General features: G+C 66.9%; 7 protein-coding genes and 2 pseudogenes. 4 read left to right on the top strand and 5 right to left on the bottom strand.

Going from position 1 to position 12,867, the window contains the following annotated elements; genetic code table 11:
• Positions 1–44: 44 nt before the first annotated feature.
• Positions 45–2,489, top strand: a complete 2,445-nt coding sequence (locus tag ACCQ00_RS02760; protein WP_039570880.1) for a hypothetical protein — start codon at positions 45–47, stop codon at positions 2,487–2,489.
• Between the two features lie 420 nt (positions 2,490–2,909).
• Here the strand turns inward: ACCQ00_RS02760 and ACCQ00_RS02765 are convergent, their stop codons facing one another.
• On the bottom strand, positions 2,910–3,830 hold the full coding sequence (locus tag ACCQ00_RS02765; protein WP_039570887.1) for an SMP-30/gluconolactonase/LRE family protein: 921 nt from the start codon (positions 3,828–3,830) through the stop codon (positions 2,910–2,912).
• A complete protein-coding gene (locus tag ACCQ00_RS02770) occupies positions 3,830–4,348 on the bottom strand; it encodes a cupin domain-containing protein (RefSeq protein ID WP_039570890.1) in 519 nt (172 codons plus the stop codon). The genes ACCQ00_RS02765 and ACCQ00_RS02770 overlap by 1 nt, the downstream gene beginning before the upstream one ends.
• A 162-nt stretch (positions 4,349–4,510) precedes the next feature.
• Between ACCQ00_RS02770 and glnE the strand changes: the two genes are divergently transcribed.
• Positions 4,511–7,336, top strand: coding sequence for a bifunctional [glutamate--ammonia ligase]-adenylyl-L-tyrosine phosphorylase/[glutamate--ammonia-ligase] adenylyltransferase (gene glnE, locus ACCQ00_RS02775; protein WP_039570892.1), 2,826 nt, complete (start codon positions 4,511–4,513; stop codon positions 7,334–7,336).
• 103 nt (positions 7,337–7,439) lie between these two features.
• Here glnE and ACCQ00_RS02780 read toward each other — a convergent pair whose 3' ends face one another.
• Positions 7,440–7,991 carry a VUT family protein gene (locus tag ACCQ00_RS02780; protein ID WP_017155913.1) on the bottom strand — a complete coding sequence of 184 codons (552 nt, stop codon included), beginning with the start codon at positions 7,989–7,991 and terminating at the stop codon, positions 7,440–7,442.
• Positions 7,992–8,785: 794 nt separating this feature from the next.
• Between ACCQ00_RS02780 and ACCQ00_RS02785 the strand changes: the two genes are divergently transcribed.
• The gene (locus tag ACCQ00_RS02785) at positions 8,786–10,747 is read left to right on the top strand and encodes a S53 family peptidase (RefSeq protein WP_039584456.1); all 1,962 of its coding nucleotides are present in this window, start codon (positions 8,786–8,788) and stop codon (positions 10,745–10,747) included.
• Between the two features lie 106 nt (positions 10,748–10,853).
• On the opposite strand, the pseudogene ACCQ00_RS02790 reads toward ACCQ00_RS02785, so the two are convergent.
• A pseudogene (locus tag ACCQ00_RS02790) lies at positions 10,854–11,371 on the bottom strand (hypothetical protein).
• Positions 11,355–11,723: pseudogene (locus tag ACCQ00_RS02795) on the bottom strand (DUF2145 domain-containing protein); the annotation flags it as partial. The pseudogenes ACCQ00_RS02790 and ACCQ00_RS02795, both read right to left, overlap by 17 nt.
• Positions 11,724–11,791: 68 nt before the next feature.
• Here ACCQ00_RS02795 and ACCQ00_RS02800 point away from each other — a divergent pair.
• Positions 11,792–12,775, top strand: a complete 984-nt coding sequence (locus ACCQ00_RS02800) for an IS5-like element ISXfu1 family transposase (protein ID WP_022557821.1) — start codon at positions 11,792–11,794, stop codon at positions 12,773–12,775.
• The last annotated feature ends 92 nt before the right edge of the window (positions 12,776–12,867 follow it).

Below are 12,867 nucleotides of genomic sequence, written 5' to 3' on the forward strand. Positions count from 1 at the left end.
ACACTGTGCCCAGCCGCGTGCGCGGTCTTCAGGAGCCCGCCGTCATGACGATGCCTGTTCGCGCCCGCTGGCGCGCCTTGCCGCGCTTACTGCGATGGCCGCTATCGGCCCTGATTGCGCTGTACGCAAGCTATTTGCTGCTGGGCAATCTGTTGCTCAACACACCGCTTGGCCCGGCTGCGCTGAATCGCTCGCCCGATAAGTTCACGATGCAATGGGGCCCGGCGCTGACCTGGTGGCCCGGGCGTGTGGTGTTGTGGGATGTCGATCTGCAAGGCCATTCGGCGCGCACGAACTGGAGTGTCGGTGCACACCGGATGAGTGGGCAGATCCGGCTGCTGCCATTGCTGCACCGCCAACTGCTCGTGCCGGAGTTGCACGCGCGCGGTGTGCGTGGCGGTCTGCAGGCTGCGGTCGCAACGCCCGGGACGGTGGCGATGCGAGCGCCTGCGGCGATGCAATCGCCGCGTGCTGCTGTTGCGGCGGCGAAGGGGATCGCTGAGATGCCGGCGTCGGCAAACGCGGGGGCGCCCACCGCAACGCCCAATGTCGAACACACGGCGACGCCGCCGCCCGCGCAGCGTCTGCGCATCACGACTACGACGAACGCAACGCCCGCAACGCCCGCAACGCCCACCAACAGGACGCCGCAATCAGCCAGGCGCGCCGACGCTCAAGCCAGGACACCCAGGTCATCAACCGCCTGGACCCTGCAGTTCGACCACATCGTTGCCGAGCAGGTGCAGGCCGTGTCGCTGCGTCAGCTGCATATCGAAGGGCAGGGCCAACTGCAACTGGGCCTGTTCAAACAACTGCGTGGCGGGCCGATGGAACTGTTCCCCTCGCGTGCAGTATTCGAATCGGCGCGGGTGCGGTGGGGGCAGGACGAAGTGATGCGCAATGGACAGCTGCGTATCGAAGCCAGCATCGCGCGGCACGCACCGGATCAGGCAGGGGCAAGCGCGGTGCTGCAACTCACCGATGCGCTGATCGCCGTGCATGGCGACACCGCAGCGCTGGATATCACCCGTCATGCGCAGGGCCGGCACACGCTGGCGACGCGTGCCGGCAAGGGGCGTGCAGATGGCGAGCTGCGCTGGATACGCGGCGCCTTGCAGCCTGGAAGCCAACTGCAATGGCGCGCGCCGCTGCACGACAGCACGCGCGTGCCGTCCGCATTGCTGGGCGAACTGACGGCGCAGTTGCAGGTCGATCAGAATCTGCGGCTCAAGGTCAGCATGCCCGAGCCAGCCGATGCCGGGCTGACGCTGGACGCCGACATACGCGTGCAAGGTAGGCAACTGCCCGTGCACTCCCTGCGCAGCCTGTTGCCACGCACGTCCGGGCATGCACGGCTGCATTGGCAGCTGTCTTCGTTGAGCTGGATTGCTGCGCTGTTTCCGGATGTGGATTGGCTGACCCTGGAGGGCGAGGGCCTGGTCGACGCGGATCTGCGGATCGATCGCGGCCAGCTTGCTGCCGGCAGCCGCCTGCAGGTGCCGCACGTGCAAGCGCAGGTGGGCGTGATGGGGCATGCGATCACCGGACAGGCCAGTGCCGATCTGCGCGTGGACGCCGATGCCAGTGGACAGTTGCTGCCGGCGCTTGCACTGCAGATGCAGCAGTTTTCGATCGCGCATACCGATGCACCCACGCGGCCGTTCGTGCAAGGCCACGATTTGCGCCTGGATCTGCGCACACGCGCCGACGCGCACAACCTCAGCAGCCTGCGCGATGCCACCCGCGCGCATCTGGTGTTCGCCGATGCCCGCGTGCCGGATCTGCGCGCCTACAACCGCTATCTGCCGCAACAGCAACTACGTTTCGATGGCGGCAGCGGCGTGCTCAGCGGCGATCTGCAGATCGAGCCGGGTGGGCGCATTGGCAAGGGCGGTGTGCGCATCGCGGCGCGTGCAGCGCGGCTGCAGTTTGCCGGCCTGGCGTTGCGCGGCGATGTGGATGCGGATCTGCGCCTGCAGCGCGGCGATCTACGCGCCGAACAGTTCAGTCTCGATGCCAGCAGCATCCAGCTGCGCAATGTCGGATTCACCGGCCCGGATGGACAACGTCGCGATGGCTGGTGGGCGCGCATCGTGCTGGACGATGCGCGCATGCAATGGCGACAACCGGTGGGCGTGGATGGGCGTGTACGCATCCAGGTGCGCGATCTGGCATTTCTGATGGCGTTGTACGCGCGCGACCGCTCGATTCCGAACTGGATGCTGCGGCTGGTGGATGCTGGCCAGGCGCAGCTGACCGCACGCGCGCACTGGCAAGGCGAGACGGTCATCGTCGATCGGTTGCAGGCACATAACGAACGCTTCCAGGTCGATGCGCGCCTGCGCCTGCAGGGCACTCAACGGAGCGGCAGTCTGCTGGCCCGCTGGGGATTGCTGAGCGCGGCAGTTGGCCTGCGCGGCGACACGCCCGAATGGCATCTGCGCGGCGCGCCAGAGTGGTATCGCGCGCAGCCCGACCTGTTGCGCTGAGGCCCGCATGTCGCGCGCGCTGGCGTGAAGAAAAACACCAGTTCTGTACTGCCTGGTGTTGTTTTGCAGTGCAGCGTGCAAGTCCGATTCGGGGCGCGCACTATGATCCTGCATCCCGACGTGGGGGAGGGAGCAAAGCCCGCTGGCAGTTCGCTGCAAGCGGGCTTTTTTATGCCTGCAGGTTGCCGGGTCAAACGCCAACCGGCGCAATATCCGCTGCAAATGAAGGCCGCCCGCATGCCGTGGCTGCCGCCGGTCTGCATCGCGCAGAGCAGGCTTGCGTGGCTTGGAGCTGCGCTCGACACCTGGCGAGCCATCGTGCTGCTGGATGTGCACGGCGGGCTCCGAACAGTTTGTACGTGTGATTCCTGCCATCGCGGGCAATGGCCGCGTCCGCCTGGCGGTTTTCGTCAACCGTGCCTAGTGCCGCAACTCCAGCAGCCACAGCGTGCTGCCGCCGGTGATGAACAAGCGTTTTTGCTCCAGGTCGAAGGCGCAGTTGGACGCTGTCTCCGGCGTCGGCACCAGGCCGAGGCAGTGGCCATCGGTGTCGAAGACGCATACGCCCGCGCCGGAGCTGCTCCAGAGCCAGCCCTGGCGATCCACGCAAAAGCCATCCGGTAGGCCATCCGGCACCACCGCGAAGCGGCGCCGGTTGTGCAATGCGCCATCGCGCCAGTCGAAGGCGGTGATCTCCGGCGAGGTCGGGCCACCCTCGGGCGTCTGCGAGACATACAGCACGCGTTCGTCCGGGGAGAACGCCAGCCCGTTGGGGTGATCCAGGCCGACCATGCACTGCAGGGCACCGCCATCGGGCGGCAGCCGGTAGACGCCGTGATGGTCCAGCTCCTGCGGGCCCGGGCAGCCCTGGCTGGGTTTGAGCAGCCCGAACGGCGGGTCGGTGAACCAGATCGCACCGTCGTGCGCCACGATCAGATCGTTCGGCGAATTGAGCCGCCTGCCCTCGAATCGCCCGACCAGCAGATGCGCGCGCCCATCGACATCGCTCCGGGTGATCGCGCGGCGCCCGTGTTCGCAATGCACCAGTCGCTGTTGCGCATCCACCGCGTTGCCGTTGGTGAAGGCGGTGGCATCCAGCAGCACGTCTACCGCGCCGTCCTCGCGCCAGCCAAGCACGCGGCGGCCGACCACATCGCTCCACACCAGCGTGCGCTGTGCTTCCCACCAGGCCGGCCCCTCGCTCCAGGTGGCCTGGTCGTAGAGGGTCAGCAGGCGCGCGTTGCCCAGCCGCGCCGCCAGGGCGGCGTGGTGCGTGGTGGGGGGCGGGCAGTCGGCCGGCCGGGCGGCGCCGGGTGCACGCAGGCGGCAGTGGCGGTCCATCAGCGCGGCGCTGGATGGCCGAACGGATGCGCGGTGGCGGCGCCTGGCGATTGCGCAAACTGCACCATCATCTGCAGGCAAGGTTCATCGCCAAGTTGGCCGGAGCGATGGCCGCGCTGATCGCTGGTGCCCTGGTCCTGGCCGAAATGGATGTCGCCAGGGCCCATCTCCACGCGCGTGCCGTCGCCGGTTTCGATGAACCAGCAGCCGCGCAACGGAATCACCCACTGCGGGTGCGGGCTCTCATGCCAGTCGCCAACCCAGCCCACCGGCAGCACCGCGAACTGGATGCCGAGCACCTCGCCGGGAAACGGTCGCAACCACTGTGGCGCCGCACCGCCCCCCACGCTCTTGCGACCGAAGCCGGGCAGCTGCGATGCGTTGAGGCAGCTGTTGCCATCCGGCCCGGTCCATAGATGCAGGAAGGGCAGGCTGGGCGGCAATGCAGGATCGTTGCCATCGGTCTGAAGCGGAATCTGCGAGGGCAGCAGGTGGGCGGGCAAGGTGGTGGGCGACATGGCATGACCTCGTGCGAAAGCGGCAGTGCAGCATGGAGATCGTCAGGGCTGCGTAAGCGAGATGTTCAAAGCGGCGAAATGCTGCACGCCGCGTTGCAGTCGCGGTGCGGAATGTCGCGCATGCGTGTATTCCCTGCGTGGCGGGGATGCCAGAATCCGGTCATGCCGATGCCTACCGTTTCCATGTCTGCTGCGCTTACCGCCCTGATCGAGCGGGCCGTGGCCCGTGTCCGTCAAGCATTGCCCGCCGAGCAGCCATGGCCGGGCGGCGCGTTCGATCGGCAGCTTGCGCAGGTCGCACTGGCGAGCGAATTCGCGCTGGATACCTTGGCGCGGCAACCGGCATTGCTGCAGCACCTGACGCAACCCGATCCGCCGCCACTGCCATTACCGCAGCTCGATCCGGCCCAGCCACAGCTGTGGCCTGCGCAATTGCGACGCTATCGCAGCGCCGAGTCCACGCGCCTGGTGTGGCGCGATGTGCTCGGTCTGGACAGCGTGGAGGCGACTCTGGCCGGTGCCACCCAGCTGGCCGAACACTGCCTGCAATGCGGCCTGCACGCGCTGGAGCAGCAATTCCACACCCGCCACGGCAAGGTCGTTGCTGCAGACGGCAGCGTGCAACGCCTGGTGGTGTTCGGGCTGGGCAAGCTGGGCGGCGGCGAGCTGAATTTTTCCTCGGACGTGGATCTGGTCTACGCCTATCCGCAAGGCGGCCAATCCGATGGCGCGCGCGCATTGGCAGCGGAAGAATATTTCGCACGCCTGGGTCAGCAGCTGGCCAGGTTGCTGGACGAAACCACCGCCGACGGCTTCAGCCATCGCGTGGATCTGCGCCTGCGCCCGTTCGGCACCGCCGGCCGCGTGGCGTTGTCGTTCGCCGGCATGGACCAGTATTTCCAGCGCGAAGGGCGCGATTGGGAGCGCTATGCCTGGCTCAAGGCGCGCGCGGTGGCGGGCGATGTCGACGCCGGCGAAGCCTGGCTGGAAACGCTGCGTCCCTTCGTCTTCCGGCGGTATCTGGACTTCACCGCACTGGATGGCTTGCGCGAAATGAAGGCAGCCATCACCGCCGAAGTGGCGCGGCACGATCGCCTGGACGACATCAAGCGCGGGCCCGGCGGGATTCGCGAAATCGAGTTTCTGGCGCAATCGCTGCAGCTGATTCGGGGTGGACGCGAGCCGAGCCTGCGCGAACGCCGGCTGCTGCCTGCGCTGCAGGCGCTGGTGGCCGCAGGCCAGATCGACCAGGAGAACGGCCAGGCGCTGTCGACGGCGTATCGGTTTCTACGCCGGCTGGAAAATCGCCTGCAGATGTTGCGCGATGCGCAGACCCACGCATTGCCGCAGGCGCCGCTGGATCGCGAGCGCATTGCGTTGGGCCTTGGGTATGCGGATTGGTCCGCATTGCTGGACGCGCTGGCACCGCAGCGCACACGCGTGGCCGCGGAATTCGCCGAGCTGCTGGCTCCGCGTGTGCGTGCCACCGCACCGGATACGCTGGCCGATTACTGGCGCGCGCTGCCGGAAGGCGATGCGGCGCCGTTGGCGGGGATTGGCTTGCACGATCCCGATGGCGCGCACCAGGCGCTGGCCGATTTTGCGCAGTCCTCCGGCGTGCGCGCGTTGTCCGATAGCGCGCGTGCGCGGCTGGATCGGGTGATGCCGGCACTGCTGCACGCGGCCACCCGCGCCAGCCAGCCGGATGCGGCGGTGCGCCGCATGCTCGGCCTGCTGCAGTCCACCTTGCGCCGCACCAGCTACCTGGCCTTGCTCGACGAGCAACCCAGCGCGCTGGCACGCCTGGTCGATGTGCTCTCGCGCAGTGCGCTGCTGGCCGAGCGGCTGGCGGCGTATCCGCTGCTGCTGGACGAATTGCTCGACACCCGCATCAGCGGCCCGCTGCCGGATCGCGCAGCGTTGCACGCGGCCTGCGCCGAGACCTTGCACATCGACGACACCGAAGCGGCGCTGCGCGAGCTCAACGAGCGTCGGCTCGCACTGAGCTTCCGCATTGCGCTGGCCACGCTGGATGGGCGCCAGCAGGCGGTGGAGAGCACCCGACAACTGGCCTGGCTTGCCGAAGCGGTCGTGCAGACCGTGCTGCAGCTGGCGCGCAGCGACATGGCGGCCGCGCACGGACACGTGCCTGGCGGCAGCTTTGCCATCGTCGGCTACGGCAGCCTGGGCGGGCTGGAGCTGGGGTTCGGATCGGATCTGGATCTGGTGTTTCTGTACGACCATCCGCCCGCGGTGGAGGCCTCCGACGGCAAGCGCCCGCTGGAAGCCGGGCGCTGGTTTGCGCGGCTTGCGCAGAAAGTGATGGCATTGCTGGCTGCCGAGACCGGCGCCGGCCGGCTGTACGACATCGATGTGCGGCTGCGCCCGGATGGCGGCAAGGGCGCCCTGGTGTCCTCGCTGGCCAGTTACCGCGAATACCAGCGCGACCGCGCCTGGACCTGGGAGCATCAGGCGCTGGTGCGTGCACGCGCGGTGGCCGGCGACGCGGCGCTGTGCGATGCGTTCGCACAGGTGCGTTGCCAGACGCTGATGCGGGTGCGCGACACCGCGCAGCTGCACGAGGACGTGCGTAAGATGCGTGCGCGCATGCGCGCCGAACTGGATCGCAGCGATGCCGGCCGGCTGGATCTCAAGCAAGGCGCTGGCGGCCTGGTGGATCTGGAATTCGTGCTGCAGGCCGGCGTGCTCGGGCTGGCAGCGCAGCAACCGCAGCTGCTGGACGCCTGCGATACGCCCGCGTTGATCGACGCACTGGCGCGCACCCACTGGCTCCCGGACGAGCGCGCCGCACCACTGCATCAGGCGCACGCAACGCTGGTCGATGCCGGCCTGAGCTGCACGCTGGACCGCCGCCCACGCCTGCTCGCACCGACACCGGCCATCCAGCAGGCGCGCGGCATCATCTTCAACGCGGCACGCGGGCAGGGCCTGACGTTTCCGCTGGGCAAGGATGAAACAGCGCTGTAGGTGCAGTGGCGAGGACGCCGCTTTCGATGCGCCTGCAGCAAATGGCAGCAACGGTGCCTTGCTGTCCTGGCGGGATGCCCTGCACCCAGGAGCGTCATGCGTTCTACCGACGCGGCGCACTCCGCCACAGCAGGGCGCGAAACGGGCCGAGCAGGAACACGCCCATGCCCAGTTTTACCGCCAGATCGCCTGCGGCCCAGCTGATCCACGGCAGGCTCGCGCCGGCAAACGCGATGCTCCAGAAGAGGGTGGTATCCAGGGTGGCGCTGCAGGTGGTGGCCACGATCGGTGCGCGCCACCAGCTGCCGTCGCGCAGGCGGTCGAACACGCTGATGTCCAGCAATTGCGCCGCGATGAAAGCGCTGCACGAGGCCACTGCAATGCGCGGCGTCGCCAGCCAGATCGACAGCAGCACCGCCAGCGCGAACCCGCACCAGGCAACGTGGCGTGCAGCGCGTGGACCGAAGCGGCGGTTGATCAGGTTGCTGACCAGGAACGCCAGCGGATAGGAGAACGCGCCCCAGGTCAGCCAGTCGTTGATCGGGTATTGCACCAGGATGTTGGACAGCAGCACCACCGCGCCCATTGCCAGCACCGCCCAGAGCAATGCACGGGTGGTGAGCGGGGCAAATGCAGGTGGCGAGGCACGACGCATGGCGACACGGTGTTATGGGGCGCGCAATTATCGCTGCGACGGCAGGCCTGGACCAGCGCAGCGCTGCGCTCGCCGGCCATGGCCTCGGTGCGCAAAGACCCTTTCCCGTATTGCGCCGGCGCCTGGCGCCAGGGCGTGCCTGTATCGTCGGCGACGACGACGGGGCGCGTGCGCGCCTCGGCTGCAGTCGAAAGGCGCGCGCGCCTGCGTTCGTGGCGGCGCATAGGCTCGGCGGCAGTGTCGGCAGTGTCGGCAGGCGATGTGCAGAGCGGGGCAAGCCTGCGCCCCGGCATCGGGGCGTCATCGGTCACGCGTACACCTGACGCCCGACTGGCGGCATCGGCAGCACGCGGTGATCGCAAGGCGAGCCGCAGTCTCGGCGTAGCAAGTGGGGCCGTGAGCGGCTGCATGTGCGCGCAATGGGCGCTCGCAGGTGCTCGCGGCAACGGCGTGCAGCGTGAGACGGCCAGGCGGGCGAGCTGGCTTGCAGCGGCACCTGCAGCCGCAGACATGCGCACCTCGCTGGTGGCGACACAATCTCGCCCGCGGGTATTTCAGCGGTAGACATCGCACGTATCGTCCCGGCTCCCGACCCGCCGTCTGATTGATGGCAGTTCTTGCAAGCCCCGCGACCTGCCGATGCCGATGGAGATAGCCGCCGAATGTGCAGTGTCGCGATGATGCACTGGCAGCGTTGGGTCTTGCTGTCGTCTGTTGCAGCGGTCAGGTGTGCGTGTCGCGGCCGCCGCGGCCATCGATCGCGGCCGGCATCTGCTTTTCGTTCTCGTGTCGACATGATCGCGCCGTTGGTCGCGAGCGGTCGTGCGCGCCCCTGCGATGCCATTCGGCCTCGCTCACTGCTGTGCCCCCCGGAGAGATCCATGCTTACTCGCATCCGCTGTCGGCCGCTGCTGGCGGCCGTGTTGTCCGCTTCGCTCTTGGCCTTCGGCAGCGCCAGCGCTGCCACAACCGTCCCCGATGCCCGGCTTGACGCGATGACGGCCAGCTTGCGCGCAGCGCCCGTGTCCTTCGATGTGCATCTGCCATCACGCGACCAGGTAGCGCTGAATGCGCTGCTGGCCGACATCCAGGACCCGCTGTCGCCGCAGTACCACAAGTGGCTGTCGGCGGCCGAATTCCAGCGGCGTTTTGGTCCGGCGCCTGCGCAGCTCGCGCAGGTGCGCGCCGCCCTGCAGGCCGCACACATGACCGTGGTGCAGCAGGGGCCAACCCTGCATGTCAGCGCGAATGCCGACAGCGTGGAGCGGTTGTTTGCCGCGCCGTTGGTGGCTGATCTGAATGCCGGCCAGCAGGTACGCCTGGCGGCTGCCGCTCCGCTGCAGCTGCCGGCCGCGCTGCGTGCCAACGGTGTCACCGTCACCGGCCTGAGCCGTGGGCTGCCGGCGGCACGCATGGACTCGCGCATGCTGGCCGCCGACCCCGGCAACCGCACTGGCGGTGGCACCACCAGCTATTGGTACAACGATCTCAAGCAGGCCTACGGCTATCCGTCCTACCAGACGATGATCGGTGCGCCAGGCAAGCAACAGCGGCTCGACGGGAGCGGCAGCACGATCGCCGTGTTGATCGGCAGCGACGTGCTGGACACCGACATCGCCGCGATGTTCGACCACGAGCGCTTCAGCCGCTATGCCGCCAACCACGCCAATCCAACCCTGTATGCACGCCGCTATGTGGCCGGTGCCAAGCCCGGGGTGCAGGATGGCAATCGCGCTGCGGCGCGCGAGGCAACGCTCGATGTGGACATGGCGCTTGGCGGCGCACCGGGCGCGCACGTGCTGCTGTATGTGATCCCCGATCTGTCCATCGATTCCATCCTGGCCGGTTACCGACAGATCGTGCAGGACAATGAGGCCGACGTGGTCAGTTCCTCGTTCGGGTTCTGCGAACAGGTCTTCACCGCGGCCTATAACGGCAAGGACGCCACCTCCATCCTTGGCGTGTTCGATTCGGTCTTCAAGCAAGGCAACGCGCAGGGCATCAGCTTCGTCGCCTCCAGCGGCGACAATGCCGGCCTGGATTGCCCGGACACCCAATACCTGGTGGAAGGCAAGAACGGCCGGTACGTCCCCAGCGTGCATTGGCCCGCCGCCGATGCGTATGTGACCGCGGTCGGTGGCGGCAACCTGCTCACTGCCTACACGAAGGGCAGCCTGGATTCGAGCTACCTGAGCGAAAGCGCGTTTGCCGACCCGTTGCAGGCCGAGGACCCGTATGGCGTGGGCGCACTGCTCAGTGGCGGCTACTGGGGCGCCGGTGGTGGCGTCAGCACGCTGTTCCAGCGGCCGGCGTATCAGCTGCGCGCGCTGGGCGGCACGCGCACGTCGATGCGCGCATTGCCCGATGTCGGCATGCTGGTGGGTGGTTGCCCGGGAATCGCCGTGCATCCCTGTCAGCAGGGCACCAGCTCGGTGTCCATCTACGTGGCAGGTGCGCTCACCAAGTTGATCGGCACCAGCGTGGCGGCGCCGGAGTTCGCCAGCGTGGCCGCGTTGCTGGTGCAGAAGCAGGGCCGCCAGGGCAATCTCAACGATTACCTGTATCGCCTGGCCGCCAACGGCCCGCAGGCCTACCACCGCGGCATCCCCGGCAATAACGGGGTCATCGGCAACGATGTGCCGATCGCCGGCAAGTACAACTACACCACCGGCTTGGGAACCCCCATCGTGCGGCTGATGATCGGCGCGCTGGACGCGGCGCCTGCCGGCATTCCGCGTTCTCCCAGCAATCCGTAACGCAGCGCGGTTGGAGGCATCGGCGTCGTGGCAACGCCGCCGATGCAACGACGATCGCGCTGCGGTCGATCAGAGGTGGACCCGGCCTGCGGCGCATGAGTGGATGTCACCAGGTCTGGCTGCTGCCGTATGCGGCAGCCGCTTCTGTCGGTACGAACGCCAATGCTTTCCCTTGTCCCGTATGCACGGTCCAGCCGCTGCCTGCGGGGCTAGGTTGGAACCTCACCATTTCTCCGACACGGATCCTGGGCCGGGGTCGTCCTGGTGTGCCTGCCACTGCAGCACTGCGGTGTTCTCGGCTTGTTGCGGGTCCCGCAGGCGCACCTGGCGTGCACCCGCAGGCAGGGTGCCGACGGCTTGCACGCGCATTGGCGGCAGCTTGCCTGCGTGCGCCTTACGACGTGACGCGGCCATCTCACTCGATGCAGTGAGTGGTCCGGCAACAACGCAGGCAAACACACCGGACGCGATCAGCGCTGGCATGGCGAGAGACAGCGCCGAATAGAACTCGGATTTTTCGCCGGGTGTGGTCGCTTCGCCGGCATGCGCGCAGGGCAAGGTCAAGGCGGCGAACAGGCATGCGCTGGCAGCGAGAAACGGACGTGCATCATGGCGTTTCTCCAGGAGTAGGGGCGGCGCGTGCAATCGAAAGTTCCTTGTCCACCGCGTCGCGCTGATGCAGAAAGTCGAACACCGATTCGACCGTAACCACCGAATAATTGCCGGACACATGTTCGCTCACAGGATGATCGGTGATCGCCGCATTGGCCGCGACAAAACGCGCGCGATGCGCTGCTCAGGTCCAGATGCAGGGCGCTTGGGTGATAGCGCACGGTGCGCAGCCATGCCTGTGCGTCACGGCGGTTGGCAATCGCGACCGCCGGTGGCGCATCGGCCGCCAGCGCCGCGGCCAGCACTTCCAGCACCCCATTGGTTGGAGTTTTGATTCGGTGGAAAACGGATACGCCACGATGCTTTAGGGAAACTCTGAACAATCCGTCCTGATCTGCCACAATCGATCATCGACCCGAGTAGACGATTTCGATGCAGCTGACCTTCGGCGACGCGGAGTACGACGGCAAGCGCAAGCGGACGCGGCGTGAGGTGTTTTTGGCCGAGATGGAGCAGGTCGTGCCGTGGAAGGAGCTGCTGGGGCTGATCGAGCCGCACTATCCGAAGTCGGGGCAACCGGGACGACAGCCGTATCGGCTGGAGACGATGCTGCGCATCCACTTTTTGCAGCAGTGGTATGCATTGAGCGATCCATCGGCGGAAGAAGCCTTGTACGACACGGTGTCGATGCGCCGTTTCGCCAAGATCGGCGGGCTGGATGAGGTGCCGGACGAGACGACGATTCTCAACTTTCGCCATCTGCTGGAGCAGCACGATTTGGCGCGCAAGCTGTTCAATCGGGTGAACGCGCATCTGTCGCGCAAGGGTCAGAGCCTGCGCGGCGGGACGATTGTGGATGCCACGATTATCTCTGCGCCCAGTTCGACCAAGAACAAGGACGGTGAGCGCGATCCGGAGATGCGCCAGACCAAGAAGGGCAACCAATACTTCTTCGGGATGAAGGCGCACATTGGAGTGGATGATGAATCCGGCCTAGTGCACCACGTGGAATGCACGGCAGCCAACGTGGCGGACATCACGCAAGCGCACAAGCTGCTGCATGGCAAGGAAGACACGGTGTGTGGGGACAGCGGCTACACCGGGCTTGAGAAGCGCGATGAGATCAAGGGCAAGCGCAAGCTACGCTACCTGATCGCGGAGAAGCCCTCGAAGCTGAAGCAGATCAAGAACAAGCGCGAACTGAAGTTGGCCAAGCGCTGGGAGCACACCAAGGCCAGCCTGCGTGCGAAGGTGGAACATCCGTTTCGGGTGATCAAGCGCCAGTTTGGCTATGCCAAGGTGCGCTATCGCGGCCTGGTCAAAAACACCGCGCAGGTGCTGACGCTCTTTGCGCTGTCGAACCTGTGGCTGAAGCGGAAGCAGTTGATGCCTGCCGTTGGGAAGTTGTGCCTGTAATGGGGAGAACGCCCCGAGAATGCGCTGGAAACAGCGAAAAACCGAAGGTGTGAGCGTAGTCAGCGCTACCGATGCGGGTCGACGCATCCTCT

The sequence above is a fragment of the Xanthomonas sp. NCPPB 3761 genome, assembly GCF_041475705.2.
GTDB lineage: Bacteria > Pseudomonadota > Gammaproteobacteria > Xanthomonadales > Xanthomonadaceae > Xanthomonas > Xanthomonas phaseoli.